The organism is Streptomyces sp. NPDC048001, from assembly GCF_043203115.1.
GTDB classification, from domain to species: domain Bacteria; phylum Actinomycetota; class Actinomycetes; order Streptomycetales; family Streptomycetaceae; genus Streptomyces; species Streptomyces sanyensis.
Genome location: NZ_JBIDBN010000012.1, coordinates 267,296 through 282,106, shown reverse-complemented (window position 1 = coordinate 282,106; position 14,811 = coordinate 267,296). Strand labels below are relative to the sequence as shown.

The window sequence follows — 14,811 nt, the reverse complement described above, 5'->3', positions numbered from 1 at the left end:
GCGCCGGCGGGCCGGTCCGCTGCCGCCCGGGGCGGGTCGGCGTGCTGTCGGTCGTCTGTCGGGGATCTGTCGGCAGCGTCCGTCAGCGTGGGGGCATGAGACGAAACGACCGCATCGCCGTCGAGGTCAGGGGCCTCGTGAAGCACTACGGCGAGACGAAGGCGCTGGACGGCGTCGACCTGGAGGTCCGCGAGGGCACCGTGCTCGGCGTCCTCGGGCCGAACGGCGCCGGCAAGACCACCCTCGTCCGCTGCCTGTCCACCCTCGTCCGCCCGGACGCCGGGACCGCCGTCGTCGCCGGGTGCGACGTCCTGCGCGAGCCGCGGCGGCTGCGCCGCGCCATCGGGCTGACCGGCCAGTACGCCTCGGTGGACGAGAAGCTCTCCGGCCGGGAGAACCTGTACATGATCGGGCGGCTGCTCGACCTGTCCCGCCGGGACGCCCGGCGCCGGGCCGACGAGCTGCTGGAGCGCTTCTCCCTCGCCGAGGCGGCCCACCGCCCGGCCCTGCAGTACTCCGGCGGGATGCGCCGGCGCCTGGACCTCGCGGCCTCGATGATCGGCCGCCCCGCGGTGCTGTACCTGGACGAGCCCACCACCGGCCTCGACCCGCGGACCCGCAACGAGGTGTGGGACGAGGTCCGGCACCTGGTCGCCGAGGGGGCGACGGTGCTGCTGACCACCCAGTACATGGAGGAGGCCGAGCAGCTGGCCGACGAGCTGACGGTCGTGGACCGCGGCCGGGTCATCGCGGGCGGGGCCGTGGACGAGCTCAAGGCCAGGGTCGGCGGCCGCACGCTCGTGGTCCGCCCCGCCGAGCCCGCGCACCTGGACGCCGTGGCCGCCGCGGTGGCGCAGGCGGGTCTCGACGCCGCCCCCGGGGTGCGCGTCCTCCGGGAGGAGGGCGAGCTGCACGTTCCCGTGCTGAGCGACCTCCAGCTGACCGCCGTGGTGGGCCTGCTGGGCGACCGCGGGTTCCCCCTCGCCCACATCTCGACCGAACTGCCCAGCCTGGACGAGGTGTTCCTCGCCGTCACCGGCCTGCGGCCGGAGGCGGCCGGCGCCGCCGCCGGGCCCGTCCCCGAGGAGGTGGCCGCATGAGCGCGGCGACCCGTCCCGCCCCCGCCGTACCCGCCGTCCCCGCCGGCCTGGCGCCGCCGCCCGAGGGGCGGATCTCCCCGCGGGCCGGCCTGCGGCACATCGGCGCCCTGGTGCGGCGCAACGTGCTCCAGATCCGCCAGGACCCGGAGTCCATGTTCGACGTCCTGCTGATGCCCGTCGTCTTCACGCTGCTGTTCGTCTACGTCTTCGGCGGGGCGATCTCCGGCAAGGGCAACCAGCAGGAGTACGTCAACTACCTGGTGCCCGGGCTGATGGCGATGATGGGCATGAACATCGCCATGGCCGTCGGGACCGGTATCAACGACGACTTCCGCAAGGGCGTGATGGACCGCTTCCGGACGCTGCCCATCGCCCGGTCCTCGGTGCTCGTCGCCAAGATCGTGGTGGAGGCCGGGCGGATGCTCATCGCCATCGCCATCCTGCTGGCCGTGGGCTTCGCGCTCGGTCTCCAGATCGGGACCTCCGTGCTCGGGCTGCTCGGCGCCGTCGGGCTGTCCCTGCTCTTCGGCACCTCGCTGATGTGGATCTTCATGCTGCTGGGGCTGACCATGAAGACGGCCCAGTCGGTGCAGGGCATGGCCATGCTGGTGCTGATGCCGCTCCAGTTCGGCTCGTCGATCTTCACACCGACGGAGTCCATGCCGGGCTGGCTGGAGGCGTTCACCGACGTCAACCCGCTGTCCAACCTGGCCGATGCCGCCCGCAACCTGATCAACGGCGGTCCCGTCGCCGGCCCGGTGGGGATGACGCTGGCCTGGGCCGCGGCGATCACTCTGGTCACCGCGCCGCTGGCGATCAGCAGGTTCCGGCGCAAGACCTGAAGCCGGGCGGGGTGCGGCCGGGGTCAGCCCCCGGCCGCACCCGCGGCGCGCACCAGGGCGGCCGCCTCCTCCGGTGCCAGGCGCCCGCCTTCGGCCCTCAGCGCCTCGAAGCGGTCCCCGAGCGCGGCCCGCCCGGCCCGCTCGGCGTACTCCAGCTGCTCCCGCTCGACGGCGGTGGGCACATGCCCGGGCGGCAGCAGGCCCGGCCGGGCCCCGACCAGCCGCGCCCCGGCCGAGGTCCGGTCCGGGCCGCCCAGCCGCAGGAGGGCGCAGGCGGCGGTGAGCACATGCAGCGCGGGGAGCTGCGGGGCGACCATCAGCGACAGCCGGTCCAGCGCGGGGTCGAGGGCGGCCCGTGCTCCTTCCAGCGCCTCGGCGAAGCGGCCGTCGAGCACGTCCAGCCAGGCCAGGTAGCCGACGACCATGCCGTGGAAGAGGACCAGCGTGTCCCCGCTCATCTCCGCGGCCAGCAGCCCGAGCTGGGTGCGCGCCTCGGGGGTGCGCCCGGTGCGGGCGTAGAGCATGGAGATCACCAGCCGGGCCGCCGGAAGGGCCTCGTTGCTCTCGCCCTCGGCCTCGACCACGGCCCGCAGGATCGCCTCGGCCTCGCCGTACACACCGGTCTCCACCAGCACGGCGGCCAGCCGTGTGCGCAGCAGCGCCGCCTGGCTCTCGGCGCCCAGCCGCTCGGCGTGCCCGGTCGCGGCGCGGAAGCCGGCGGCGGCCTCGGCGTAGTCGCCCCGCCGCTCGTGGGCCTCGGCCCGCGAGGCCAGCGCCTCGGCGATGCCCCAGGCGTCCCCGAGGTCCCGGAACAGGGCGAGGCTGCGGTCCGCGTCCTGCAGGGCGTCGCCCGCCCAGTGGGCCCGGTTGGCCAGGAGGTTCGCCCGCTGCTGGAGGACGGCCGCGAGGGCCCAGTCGTCTCCCTGCTCCCCGGCGGTGCGGACCGAGGCGTCGAGGAAGCGCCGGACGTCCTCGCCGTCGCCGGTGAGCAGGACGGCGAAGAAGGCGAGGGAGCCGGGGAAGCGCGCGAGCTGCGGCAGCGACGGCGGCTCGTAGGTCCGCACGACCCGGCGGAGCCACTCCTGCGCCCGGGGGGAGGTCCAGTCCTCCGCGTGGTGGTCCATGGCCGCCATCCGGATCAGCGCGTTCTGACGCCGGGCCTCGGCCAGCACCGGGGGCGGGAACGGCGGGGGCCCGTCCGTGCACCGGCCGGCGAGCGGCGGCGCCGGGCGGACGGGTTCGCCGAACGGGTCCCCGTGCAGGGCGGCCGCGGCGGCCGACCACTGGCGTGCCTCGCCGCGCAGGTCGCGCATCTGCCAGTACCAGGCCAGGGAGAGCACCAGGCACAGCACCTCGTGCTCGGCCCGCAGGGCGGTGGCCCGGCGCAGCGCGGCGCGCAGGTTCTCGTACTCCCGGCGGAACAGGGCGAGGGCCCGGTGCTGCTCCGGGCCCCGCAGGACCGGGTCGGCGGCGCGTGCCAGCTCGCGGTGGTACACGAGGTGGCGCCGCTCGGCGGCGGCGCGCTCGCCCGCCTCGTCGAGCCGGTCCGCCGCGTACTCGGCGACGGTCTCCAGCAGCCGGTAGCGCATCGCCCCGCCGTCGTCGGGCTCGGCGACCACCAGGGACTTGTCCACCAGTGCCCCGACGAGGCCGGCGACCTCGGTCGCGGGGACGGGCCCGGCCGCGGCGGCGTCGGCCCCGGTCCGCTGCCGCCCGGTCGCGGGCGCCCCGGTCCCCGCGGGGTCCCCGGCGGGACCCGCGGGGACGGCCTCCGCGGGGTCCCCGGCCGGATCCGCGCACACGGCCTCCGCGGCGGCGAGGGCGCAGCCGCCCGCGAACACCGACAGGCGGCGCAGGACGGCGCGCTCGGCCGCGGTCAGCAGGTCCCAGGACCAGTCGACGACGGCCCGCAGCGTCTGCTGGCGGGGCAGCGCGGTCCGGTTGCCCGTCGTCAGGAGGCGGAAGCGGTCGTCGAGCCGGTCCGCGATCTGGCGGGGGGTGAGCATCCGCAGCCGTGCGGCGGCGAGTTCGACGGCCAGGGGCAGGCCGTCCAGCCGTCGGCAGATCTCGGCGACGGCCCGGGCGGTCGCCTCGTCGGCGTCGGCGCGGAAGCCCGGCCGGACCGCGGCCCCGCGGTCGGCGAAGAGCCGCACCGCCACCGGGTCGGGCAACGGGTCCACGGGGCGCAGCAGTTCACCCGGGACGCCCAGCGGTTCGCGGCTGGTGGCGAGGACGGCGAGCCCCGGGCAGTCCTCCAGGAGCCGCTGGGCGAGCAGGGCCGCGGCCTCCACCAGGTGCTCGCAGTTGTCCAGAAGCAGCAGCATCCGGCGGCCCGAGCAGTGCTCGGCCAGCCGGTGCAGCGCGTCGTCACCGTGGCGGTCGGCGGCCCGCAGCTCCTGGGCCCCCGCCCCGCGCAGCACGGTCCGCCGGCCGCCGAGGGCGGTGAGGACCGCCTCGGGCAGGGCCGCCGGATCGTCGACGGGGGCGAGTTCGGCCATCCAGACGCCGTCGGGCCAGCGGTCCCCGAGGGCCTCCGCGGCCTCCTGGGAGAGCCGGGTCTTGCCCGCGCCGCCCGGCCCGAGGAGGGTCACCAGCCGTGCCGCGGCGAGGTCGCCGCCGAGGGCCTGCAGTTCGGGCTCGCGGCCGACGAAGCTGGTGAGACGGGCTCTGAGGTTGCCGCGGGCCGGGGCGGCGGCCGGGACCGGCGGCGGGGCGGGCGGGGCGAGCAGTCCGGCGTGGAGGGCGGTGAGTTCGGGCCCCGGGTCGGTGCCGAGGCGCTCCGCGAGGCTCCGGCGCACCTCCTCGTAGGCGGCGAGGGCCTGGGCGGGGCGGCCGGCGTCGCGCAGCGCCCGGATGCGCAGGGCCTGGAGGGGTTCGTCCAGGGGGTGCGCCGCACACAGGTCGGCCAGCTCCGCGGTGGCGTCCCCGGCGCGGCCGAGGGCGAGGGCCGCGTCCAGCCGGGCCCTGCGGGCGTCCAGTCTGCGCGCCTCCCAGCGCGCCGCGGCGGCGGTGCGGCCGGGGAGGTCGGCGAGGGCCGGACCGCGCCACAGGGCGAGCGCGTCGTCGAGCAGGGCTGCCGCCTTGACCGGATCGCCGTCGGCGAGGGCGCGCGTCCCCTCGGCGGTGAGCCGTTCGAAGCGGTGGAGGTCGACGTCCTCGGGGTCGGCGCAGAGCCGGTAGCCGCCGTCGGCGGAGGCCACCGCGTCCCGGCCCAGGGCCCTGCGCAGGCGGCCGACCAGGGCCTGGAGGGCCCCGTGGGCGTCGCGCGGCGGGTCCCCGTCCCACACCTCCTCCACGAGGCGGGCCGCGGGCACCGCCCGTCCCGGCCGCTGCGCGAGGACCGCGAGCAGGGTCCGCAGCCGGGCACCGCCGAGCGCGGCGGCGGTGCCGTCGTCGCGGACGGCCTGCGTGGTGCCGAGGAGAGTGATGCGCACCCGCCCATTGTTCCCGACGGCCGGGGCAGGGGGCCCGGGCCGCCCCGGCCGGGGCAGGGGGCCCGGGCGGGGCGGCCCGGGGGCACGGTCCGGGGCGGCGCGCGATGCGGGGTGCGCGGTACGGGCGCGGGCCGGGCCCCGCGGGGAACCCCGGGTGGCCGGGCGGCGTTCCCCCCGTGTCCGCCGTACGGCCCGGGCCCGGCCGTGACCCGCCCCGCCTCCCCACCCAGGAGCCGCCCCGTGACCACCGCCGCCGCGCGCCGCGCCGACCGCCGGATCAGCCCCGTCTTCCTCGGGATCGCCGCCGTCGCCGCGGTGTCGGGCTGGGCGGTGTGGAGCGGTGTCCCGGCGGCGCCGGGCCCGGCGGTCTTCGCCTTCGTGCTGTCGGCGTGGGTCGTCTCGCTGTGCCTGCACGAGTACGCGCACGCCCGCACGGCACTGCACGGCGGGGACCTCTCCGTCGCGGCCAAGGGCTATCTCACGCTGAACCCGCTGAAGTACACCCACGCCCTGCTGAGCGTCGTGCTGCCGGTGCTGTTCGTGATCATGGGCGGTTTCGGTCTGCCGGGCGGAGCCGTGTACATCGAGCGGCACCGCGTCCGCGGGCGGCTGCGGCACAGCATGATCTCCGCCGCGGGACCGCTGGCGAACGTCGTGTTCGCCCTCGCGTGCACGGCGCCGTTCTGGACGGGCGCCCTGGCGGGGGTGCCGGTGACGTTCCTGTTCGCGCTGGCCTTCCTGGCGATGCTCCAGGTCACGGCCGCGGTGCTGAACCTGCTCCCGGTGCCGGGCCTGGACGGGTACGGCGTGGTGGAGCCCTGGCTGTCCTCCGGGCTGCGGCGCCGGCTGGCGCCGTACGCCCCGTACGGGCTGCTGGCGGTCTTCGCCGTGCTGTGGATTCCGGGGGTGAACGCGGCCTTCTTCGACGGGGTCTACGCGGTGATGGACGCCCTGGGCGTGCCCCGCGAGGCGGCCTACTGCGGCCGGGAGCTGTTCCGCTTCTGGGAGGGGGAGGGCTACTTCTGCTTCGCCCCGGTGCCCGGCTGAGGCGCCGGGCGGGCGCGGCGGGGCGGGCGGCTCAGACCTCGGCGGCGGCCCTGCGCGCCCGGTCCCGGCGCAGGTAGTACCAGGCCATGTTGGAGGAGAGCCCGGCCAGCAGCACCCAGACGATGCCGATCCACATGCCCTGCACGAAGGAGAGGACCGCCGCGGCCACGGCGAGCACGCAGACGATCAGGGAGTAGAGGGCGAGGCGGGGCATGGGGGGCGGCTCCTGTCCGGGTGCTGCGGGGTACGTCCGCTCCAGTGTCCCCCATGCCGCCCGCGGGGCGGCCCGGCGGGCCCCCGCGGCCCGCCCCCGCTGCGGGGGCGGGCGGTCGGCGGGGCCTGCGCTCAGACGTCGGTGACCCGCAGTCCGGCGTGGGCCTTGTAGCGGCGGTTGGCCGAGATGAGGTTGGCCACCAGCGACTCGACCTGGTGGGCGTTGCGCAGCCGCCCGGCGAACACCCCGCGCATCCCGGGGATGCGGGCGGCGAGCGCCTGCACGACGTCGGTGTCGGCACGGGACTCGCCGAGGACCATCACGTCGGTGTCGATCTCCTCGACGGACGCGTCCTGGAGGAGGACGGCGGACAGGTGGTGGAAGGCGGCGGTCACCCGGGAGCCGGGCAGGAGCGCGGCCGCCTGCTCCGCGGCGCTGCCCTCCTCCGGCTTCAGGGCGTAGGCGCCCTTCTTGTCGAAACCGAGCGGGTTGACGCAGTCGACCACGATCTTGTCGGCCAGTTCCTCGCGGAGCGCCTCCAGTGTGGGGGCGTGCCCGTCCCAGGGGACGGCCACGATGACGATGTCGCTGCGCCGGGCGCACTCCGCGTTGTCGGCCCCCTCCACACCGAAGCCGAGTTCGGCGGCCGCCGCCTCGGCCCGGTCGGCGGCCCGCGAGCCGATGACGACCTTCTGGCCGGCCCGGGCCAGCCGGTAGGCGAGGCCGCGCCCCTGGTCGCCGGTGCCGCCGAGGACGCCGACGACGAGACCGGATACGTCCGGGAGGTCCCAGGGGTCCTTGGCGGGGGCCTTGGCGGGGGTGGCGGCGGTGCCCGTTGCGTCGTGGGAAGTCATGGCCCGACCCTATCGCCGGGGGCCCGGCTCCCGAACGGGTGAGAGCGGGTCCGTTCCGGCCCGCGGCCCGGCCGGCGCGGTGCAGGATGCCGGGCCATGGACGCCGTACGGGTCGCGCTGCTGCGCGAGGTGCTCGCCGGGACGGAGTGGCCCGCGGCCGCCCGGCGCTTCGCCGGGGTGCTGCGGACGGCGGCCGGGGACCGGCCGGGGGGCCTGCTGCTGGTGGGCACCGAGGCGTACGAGCCGTGGCATCTGGCGGCCCATCTGGTGGACGAGGCGGCCTGGTCCGGGCGTCCCGGGCTCGCCCCGACGCTGGTGCGCCACCGGGTGCGCGCCGGTGCCCCCTCGCATCTGGCGGTGGGGCTCGGGCGGCTGGAGGCCGCTGGGCGGGGCGAGACGCTCCTGGTGGTGGCGCCGGGGGCGCCGGGGGCGGAGGTGCTGGAGCGGGTGCACGGGGCCCGGCGGGCGGGGGCGACGGTGCTGGCCCTGGAGGGCGGCGAACCCGAGGTGCGGGGCCTCGCGCACGAGGCCCTGACGGTTCCCGGCTCGGCGGAGGTCGGCCTGGACACCGTGCAGCACCTGGTGAGCGCGGCGGCCGGGGAGAACGGGGTGCCCGGACCGGGGGGCGGCGCGGGGCGGCGCCGGTTCCGCGACCGTCTGTCCCGCCTGGCGGACCGGCTGACGGCCCCGCCGCCCGAGCCGTGGTGAGGGGCGGCGGGGGCCCGGGGCCGTCCGCCCGGCCCCGGGCTAATTCGGTTGCCCGCCCGCGGCACGGCGCCGAGCATGGCCCTTCGTGCCCTCCACGCTCTCCTCGCTGCTGCCCGACGTGTCCCCCTGGCGTTCCTCTCCCGACTTCCGGCTGCTCTGGGTCCAGGGGCTGATCACCAACTTCGGCAGCTTCATGGCACTGGTCGCCCTGCCGCTCCAGATCAAGGAACTGACCGGGTCGCCGCTCGCCGTCGGCGCGATGGGGGCCGTCGAGCTGGTGCCGCTGGTGGTCTTCGGGCTGTACGGCGGGGCCCTGGCCGACGCGGTCGACCGGCGCAGGCTGATCCTGTGGACCGAGGCCGGGCTGGGCTTCCTCGCGCTGGTGCTGCTGGTGAACGCGCTGCTGCCGCAGCCGCTGCTGTGGCCGCTGTACCTGGTCGCGGCGGGGGTCTCGGCGCTCGCGGGGCTCCAGCGCCCGGCGCTGGACTCCCTGCTGGCCCGGATCGTGCCGCACGACCAGCTGACGGCCGCGGCCGCGCTGAACGCCCTGCGGTGGCAGCTCGGGGCGATCGCCGGGCCCGCGCTGGCGGGGCTGGTGGTCGCCTACGCGGGCCACGGCACGGCCTACGCGGTGACCGTGGCCGGCTTCGCCGTCTCGGTGCTGCTCTGCCTGCGGCTCTCCCCCGCCCCGCCGGCGCCGGGTGCCGGCCGGCCCTCGCTGCGGGGCATCGCGCAGGGCGCCCGGTACGCGTGGAGCAGGCCGGTGCTGCTGGGCACCTACGCCGTGGACCTCGCGGCCATGTTCTTCGCCTTCCCAAACGCGATCTTCCCCTTCCTCGCCGACGAGCTGGACGCCGAGTGGTCGCTGGGGCTGATGTACGCGGCCGGCTCGGTCGGTTCGGTGCTGCTCGGCCTGACCAGCGGCTGGACCTCCCGGGTGCGGCGGCACGGCCTGCTGGTGGTCCTCGGCGCCGCGGGGTGGGGTGCCGCCGTCTTCGCGGCGGGCCGGTTCGACGAGGTGTGGCTGGTGCTGCTGTGCCTGGCGGTCGCCGGGGCCGGGGACATGCTCAGCGGACTGGGGCGCTCGACGATCTGGAACCAGACGGTGCCCGAGGAGCTGCGCGGCAGGCTGGCGGGCATCGAGGTGCTCTCGTACAGCGTCGGTCCGCAGCTGGGCCAGGTGCGGGCGGGGGCGATGGCCGGCTGGACGGGGACCCGTCCGGCCGTCTGGAGCGGCGGGCTGGCCTGCGTGGTGTCGGTGGGGCTGCTGGCCGCCGCCCTGCCGAAGCTGCTGACCTACGACGCCCGCACGGACGAGGACGCGCTGCGCAGGAAGGCGCAGAAGGAGGCGGCCGCCCCGGCGGAGGGCTGAGGCGGGCGCGGACCCGGAGCGCTCAGTCGCCCGGCTCCCGGTCGTCCCTTTCGGGCCCGGACGGGGCGTCGTGCCAGCGCGGGTCGTTCTCCCACTCCAGGTTGCGCTCGCGGGCCGTGGCCATCGCGTGCTCCGCCTCCTTCCGGGTCGGGTAGGGCCCGAAGCGGTCCTTGGCCGGGCACTCCGGTCCCTCCTCGACCTTGCGGTGCTCCAGGCAGTAGTACCACTCGCCGGGCTTGCCGACCGTGCGCTTCTTGAACAGGGGCATGTGGGGCTCCTTCCTCTGAGGCCATGCTGCCCCACCCCGGCTGGTTAGACTCGCTCGCATGTCTGGCCAGTCGCTGCTCGTACCAGGGGAGATCTCTCCCGCCCGCTCCGTCCCCGGCTCCATCCGGCGTCCCGAGTACGTGGGGAGGCCCGCGCCGGCCCCGTACTCCGGTCCGGAGGTCCAGGACTCCGACACCGTCGAGCGGATGCGTGTCGCGGGCCGTATCGCCGCCCAGGCGATGGAGGAGGCCGCGAAGCACATCGCCCCCGGCGTGACCACCGACGAACTCGACCGCGTGGCCCACGAGTTCATGTGCGACCACGGCGCCTACCCGTCCACCCTGGGCTACCGCGGCTTCCCCAAGTCGCTGTGCGCCTCGGTCAACGAGGTGATCTGCCACGGCATCCCCGACTCCACGGTGCTGCGCGACGGGGACATCGTGAACCTCGACGTGACGGCCTACATCGGCGGTGTGCACGGGGACAACAACGCGACCTACCTCTGCGGCGACGTGGACGAGGAGTCCCGGCTGCTGGTGGAGCGGACGCGGGAGTCCCTGAACCGGGCCGTGAAGGCGGTGAAGCCGGGCCGGCAGGTCAACGTCATCGGGCGGGTGATCGAGTCCTACGCCAAGCGGTTCGGGTACGGGGTGGTGCGCGACTTCACGGGCCACGGCATCAACACGTCCTTCCACTCCGGCCTGATCATCCCGCACTACGACGCCCCGCACGCCACGACGGTCATGGAGCCGGGGATGACCTTCACGATCGAGCCGATGCTGACGCTGGGGACGCACGAGTACGACATGTGGGAGGACGGCTGGACGGTCGTCACCAAGGACCGCAGGCGCACGGCGCAGTTCGAGCACACCCTGGTGGTCACCGCGACGGGGGCGGAGATCCTGACCCTGCCGTGACGGCTCGCGGGCCCCGGCCGTCCCGCGCGGCCGGGGCGGGGCCGGGCCCGGCGGGGGGCGCCGGGCGGGCAACGGGGGGGGCGGGACGGGTTCGGATCCTGTTGACTCAGGTAGACCTCAGTACAAGGATCCGTACTGCCTGCCCGCCCTTCCCGGTACCGGAGGTCCCGACGTGGACACGCCCTTCTCGACGCAGATCCGTGTCGCCTCGCAGGAGCAGCACGCCGAGGCGGAGACGTCCCCCTTCATGGCCCGCATGCTCGGCGGTTCACTCGGTGTCGAGGCCTTCGCCCGGTACACCGAGCAGCTGTGGTTCGTCTACCGCGCCCTGGAGGACGGCGCCGGGCGCCTGGCGGGGGACCCGGTCGCCGGGCCCTTCGTCCGGCCCGAGCTGATGCGCACGGCGGCGCTGGAGCGCGACCTGGCGCACCTGCGCGGCGTCCGCTGGCGCGAGGGGCTGACCGCCCTGCCCTCGACGGCGGCCTACGCCGCGCGGATCGAGGAGTGCGCCCGTGCCTGGCCGGCGGGCTACATAGCCCACCACTACACGCGCTACCTGGGCGACCTCTCCGGCGGCCAGATCATCCGCGACCGGGCCGAGCGCACCTGGGGCTTCGCCCGCAAGGGTGACGGGGTGCGCTTCTACGTCTTCGAGGAGGTCGCCAACCCCGCGGCCTTCAAGCGGACCTACCGCGAACTGCTCGACGCGGTCCGGGCCGACGAGCTGGTCCGGCAGCGGATCGTCGAGGAGTGCCGCCGGGCCTTCGCCTTCAACGGGGCGGTCTTCCGGGAGCTGGACCAGGAGTTCCCGCTCAGCGCCTGACCCGCTCGGCCCCGGGCGGGCGCCGCCCGGGCCGCGACCGCCCCGTGCCCGGACGTCCTCGGGAGCCCCTCGGCCAGCGGGCGCACGCGTGCGCGCCGGGTGCCCGCCGACGCCCCGTGCGGGCGGGACGATGCGCTCGGGACCGCGTCAGGGGGCGGAGACCGGTCCCGGTACGGCCACCGTGTGCGGGAGCCGGGAGCGCGTGCCTCGCTCCACCGGGGCGATCCGCAGGGCGGCCGCGGGGCCCCGGGTCCTCGCGGGCTCGGCCGCCGGGGAGGCGAGCCGCACCCGGCCGCCGATCTCCACGACGCCGTCCGGCCCGGGCGCGGAGAGGATCTGCGACCCGCGGCCCTGGATGATGTTCAGCGCCCGGCCGAGCAGGTCGGTCAGCAGCACGGCCGCGGAGCCGGTCGCCTCCTCCTCGTCGGCGCCCCCGCCGCGCGGGAAGGAGCGGGCCCGCACCCGGCCCGCGGACTCGTCCTCCCACGCCCAGGCGTACAGCGGCCCCCGCCCCGGCGGCGGCAGGGGCAGCGCGTCCACCTCGGCCGGGGTGTCATGGCGGCGCAGCGTCCACGGAGCGGGCTCCGCTCGGACGGTCACCCAGGCGAACTCACCGTCGTGGCGGGCCCACACCTCGCCGCCCGGGGGGTGCACGGCCTCCAGGTCCAGCAGCCAGGCCGCCGCGAGCAGCGGGCCGACGGCGAAGGCGGGACGCGTCGGCGGCGTGTGCACATCGAGCTCCCCCCGCTCGGGGTCGTCGACGAACACACAACCGCCGAGGCCGAGTTCGGCCGCGAGGGCCTGCCGGGACCGCCGGTCGGGGTGGCGCCGTGGGTCGCGCACCACCGCGACCGGGTTCCCGAACCGGCCGTCGCCGGAGCAGAAGACCTGGACCACGTCGAGTTCGTTCACTCCCGCATTGAAGCATTCATGCCTGGCTGCCGCCCGGGGTTCGCCGCCGCTCCCGGGCGGGCGGCCGGGGAGGCGGGCGGGTGACGGCGGACGGGTGAGATGCGGGCAGGTCCGAACACGACCGCGGTGCGGGCGGGTTGACCGCGTCCGGCGCCTGGCCTGCGCCTCCCGGCCGCGGACCGGGGCAGGAAGCGGAGGGCGGCGCTCCCGGGCCGCCTCGCCCTGCGCCCGGACCGTCCGCGGCACCGGTAGGGTTCGGACGGTCAGGTCGGGGCGAGGAGCAGAAGGCAGCGCATGAGAAGGCTGGGCCGGGCGGCCGCGGGGCTCGCGGCGACGGTGGTGTTGTCCCTGGCGGCGAGCGCGTGCGTCACCGTCCACGGGGAGCGGGAGGTCGTCCCCTCGGTGACCGAGGAGGAAGCCGCGGCGGCGCTCGCCGGGTTCACCGCTGCCTATAACAAGGCGGACAAGGCGTACGATCCGGCACTCGACGCCGCCCATGTCACCGGTGCCCTCGGCGCCATCAACCAGGCCGGGTTGAAGGCCCGCCAGGTCAACTTCCCCGACGGCAACCCCCGGCACGTCCCGCTGGAGCTGGCGGACGCGCGGTTCGTCATCCCCCGGAAGGCCGGCTGGCCGCGCTGGTTCCTCGCCGACACCGACTCCAACCGGGACACCGACGACGGAGGCGAGCGCGACAGCCGCTGGCTGCTGGCCTTCGTCCGCGCCGGGGTGGACGACACCTGGAAGGCCGCCTACCTCGCGATCCTCGCACCCGAGGACATCCCCGCCTTCAAGCGGGACGCGGACGGCTACGCGGAGCCGGTCACCCCCGACGACGCGGCCCTCGCCGTCGCACCGGCCGAGCTGAGCAGCGACTACGCCTCCTACCTCCAGGACGGGAGGCCGGAGGCGTTCACGGCCGGCCCGCACACCACGGGCTGGCGCGAGACACGGGCCAGGAGCGCCTCCCTGCCCGGCGTGTCGACGCAGTACCTGGACCAGCCGCTCGACTCGGGCGCCTACGCCCCCCTCGGGCTGGTGACCCAGGACGGCGGGGCGCTGGTCTTCTTCACGGTGAAGAACTTCGAGCGGCAGACCGCGGCGAAGGGCGTGGAGCTGAAGGTCATCCCGGATGTGCGGGCGCTGCTCACCGGCGAGGTGAGGTCGACCCTCACCAAGGAGCGGGTCTCCGGCCAGCTGGTGAGCATCCCCGTGGGCTCGGGCGGCGGTCAGCCGGACATACTGAGCCGCCTCACCGGACTGACCGCGGCGAAGGGCTCCTGAGGCCCGCCCCGGCGCACTCCGAAAGACCGCGCACCCCGCCGCCGGAAGCCGAGCGCACTCCGGGTCCGCAGGGGAGCGCGCAGGGGGCGCACGGGTGCGGATCCGGTCAGCGGCCCAGCGGCCAGGCCGCCTCGGACCGCTCGGCTCGCCGCCGCTCCTGCTCGTCGGCGTAGCGGGCGCAGGCGTCGGTCAGCGTCTCCAGCAGGGTCAGCGGGTCCGGCAGGGGATGCTCCACACCCCGCTCCCAGGAGACCCCCCGGTCACCGTCGCCCGGCAGCCGGGCCGGCGGCACCAGGACGTAGCTGCCCCGGCAGTGCCAGCGCAGCCCGGGGTGCTCGTCCATGGTCTCGGGGTGGCAGTCCAGTTCGCAGGGCCACCACTCGTCCTCGTCCTCGGGCGTGCCCCGCGTCGCGGTGAAGAAGAGCATGCGGCCCTCGTCGCCCGCCCCGTCGCACACGGCAACGGGCCCGACCTCGACGCCCTGCTCCAGCAGGCGCCCGAGGGCGCTGCGGCCCGCGTCGAGCGGGACGTCCAGGACGTCGTGGACCATGCCCGTCGCGGTGATGAAGTTCGCCTCGGGCTGGTTGCGGGCCCAGCGCTCGACCTGGCCCCGGTCGGTGGTGGACTGCGTCTGCCAGGCGAAGGAGATCGGGTGGGTGGCCGGGATGGGGCAGCCGATGCGCTCGCAGGAGCAGCGGAAGCCGACGGGGTGGGCGGCCGGTGCCAGGGGCAGCCCGGCGGCGGCGACGGCGACGAGCAGCTCCTCGCGCTGCGGGCCCTCGGCCCCGGACTCTGCCGAGGACCGGCGGCGCAGCCACTGCGCCAGCCTGCTCTCCCGGGGCCTGCCGCCCACCGTGCCGCGGATCCGGCCGATACCGTCGCCCATCTATCCCCTCACACCTCATGCGTCGGCCGCACGCGTCCGTGCGGTCACTGCCCTCGGTCACTGCTTTCGGTCACTGCCATGGTCCCACCATCGTGCGGGGCGGGTGGACACAGGCCTCAACCGGGCGGGGGGCCCGTCTGTTCCCGGCGCC

14 protein-coding genes are annotated in these 14,811 nt (G+C 76.2%); 8 read left to right on the top strand and 6 right to left on the bottom strand.

What is annotated here, in order from left to right:
• The first annotated feature begins 95 nt into the window (after positions 1-95).
• Positions 96-1,100 carry an ATP-binding cassette domain-containing protein gene (locus tag ACGF15_RS23350; protein WP_362740181.1) on the top strand — a complete coding sequence of 335 codons (1,005 nt, stop codon included), beginning with the start codon at positions 96-98 and terminating at the stop codon, positions 1,098-1,100.
• The gene (locus tag ACGF15_RS23345) at positions 1,097-1,942 is read left to right on the top strand and encodes an ABC transporter permease (RefSeq protein ID WP_345610040.1); all 846 of its coding nucleotides are present in this window, start codon (positions 1,097-1,099) and stop codon (positions 1,940-1,942) included. Before ACGF15_RS23350 ends, ACGF15_RS23345 begins: the two co-directional genes overlap by 4 nt.
• A gap of 23 nt (positions 1,943-1,965) precedes the next feature.
• On the opposite strand, the gene ACGF15_RS23340 is transcribed toward ACGF15_RS23345, so the two are convergent.
• The gene (locus tag ACGF15_RS23340) at positions 1,966-5,376 is read right to left on the bottom strand and encodes a BTAD domain-containing putative transcriptional regulator (protein WP_392801624.1); all 3,411 of its coding nucleotides are present in this window, start codon (positions 5,374-5,376) and stop codon (positions 1,966-1,968) included.
• Positions 5,377-5,616: 240 nt separating this feature from the next.
• Here ACGF15_RS23340 and ACGF15_RS23335 point away from each other — a divergent pair, with 240 nt between their 5' ends.
• Entirely contained in the window at positions 5,617-6,423 is an 807-nt protein-coding gene (locus ACGF15_RS23335) for a site-2 protease family protein (protein WP_345610044.1), read from the top strand.
• A gap of 31 nt (positions 6,424-6,454) precedes the next feature.
• On the opposite strand, the gene ACGF15_RS23330 is transcribed toward ACGF15_RS23335, so the two are convergent.
• Together ACGF15_RS23330 and npdG are read right to left on the bottom strand one after the other, a co-directional pair.
• Positions 6,455-6,637 carry a hypothetical protein gene (locus ACGF15_RS23330; RefSeq protein WP_345610046.1) on the bottom strand — a complete coding sequence of 61 codons (183 nt, stop codon included), beginning with the start codon at positions 6,635-6,637 and terminating at the stop codon, positions 6,455-6,457.
• Between the two features lie 131 nt (positions 6,638-6,768).
• On the bottom strand, positions 6,769-7,491 hold the full coding sequence (npdG, locus tag ACGF15_RS23325) for an NADPH-dependent F420 reductase (protein WP_256523793.1): 723 nt from the start codon (positions 7,489-7,491) through the stop codon (positions 6,769-6,771).
• A gap of 96 nt (positions 7,492-7,587) precedes the next feature.
• Between npdG and ACGF15_RS23320 the strand changes: the two genes are divergently transcribed.
• On the top strand, positions 7,588-8,199 hold the full coding sequence (locus ACGF15_RS23320; protein ID WP_392801619.1) for a hypothetical protein: 612 nt from the start codon (positions 7,588-7,590) through the stop codon (positions 8,197-8,199).
• Between the two features lie 85 nt (positions 8,200-8,284).
• The gene (locus tag ACGF15_RS23315) at positions 8,285-9,571 is read left to right on the top strand and encodes an MFS transporter (RefSeq protein ID WP_345610051.1); all 1,287 of its coding nucleotides are present in this window, start codon (positions 8,285-8,287) and stop codon (positions 9,569-9,571) included.
• A gap of 22 nt (positions 9,572-9,593) precedes the next feature.
• On the opposite strand, the gene ACGF15_RS23310 is transcribed toward ACGF15_RS23315, so the two are convergent.
• A complete protein-coding gene (locus ACGF15_RS23310) occupies positions 9,594-9,839 on the bottom strand; it encodes a hypothetical protein (protein ID WP_256523796.1) in 246 nt (81 codons plus the stop codon).
• Between the two features lie 58 nt (positions 9,840-9,897).
• Between ACGF15_RS23310 and map the strand changes: the two genes are divergently transcribed.
• Together map and ACGF15_RS23300 are read left to right on the top strand one after the other, a co-directional pair.
• Entirely contained in the window at positions 9,898-10,755 is an 858-nt protein-coding gene (map, locus tag ACGF15_RS23305) for a type I methionyl aminopeptidase (RefSeq protein WP_256523797.1), read from the top strand.
• A gap of 172 nt (positions 10,756-10,927) precedes the next feature.
• The gene (locus ACGF15_RS23300) at positions 10,928-11,578 is read left to right on the top strand and encodes a biliverdin-producing heme oxygenase (protein WP_345610055.1); all 651 of its coding nucleotides are present in this window, start codon (positions 10,928-10,930) and stop codon (positions 11,576-11,578) included.
• Positions 11,579-11,725: 147 nt separating this feature from the next.
• On the opposite strand, the gene ACGF15_RS23295 is transcribed toward ACGF15_RS23300, so the two are convergent.
• On the bottom strand, positions 11,726-12,490 hold the full coding sequence (locus ACGF15_RS23295) for a PhzF family phenazine biosynthesis protein (protein WP_362612119.1): 765 nt from the start codon (positions 12,488-12,490) through the stop codon (positions 11,726-11,728).
• A 294-nt stretch (positions 12,491-12,784) separates the two neighbouring features.
• Between ACGF15_RS23295 and ACGF15_RS23290 the strand changes: the two genes are divergently transcribed.
• Positions 12,785-13,774: a hypothetical protein gene (locus tag ACGF15_RS23290; protein ID WP_392801613.1), complete on the top strand. Its 990-nt coding sequence runs from the start codon at positions 12,785-12,787 to the stop codon at positions 13,772-13,774.
• Positions 13,775-13,880: 106 nt separating this feature from the next.
• Here ACGF15_RS23290 and ACGF15_RS23285 read toward each other — a convergent pair whose 3' ends face one another.
• Positions 13,881-14,660, bottom strand: coding sequence for a bifunctional DNA primase/polymerase (locus tag ACGF15_RS23285; protein ID WP_392801610.1), 780 nt, complete (start codon positions 14,658-14,660; stop codon positions 13,881-13,883).
• Between the last annotated feature and the right edge of the window lie 151 nt (positions 14,661-14,811).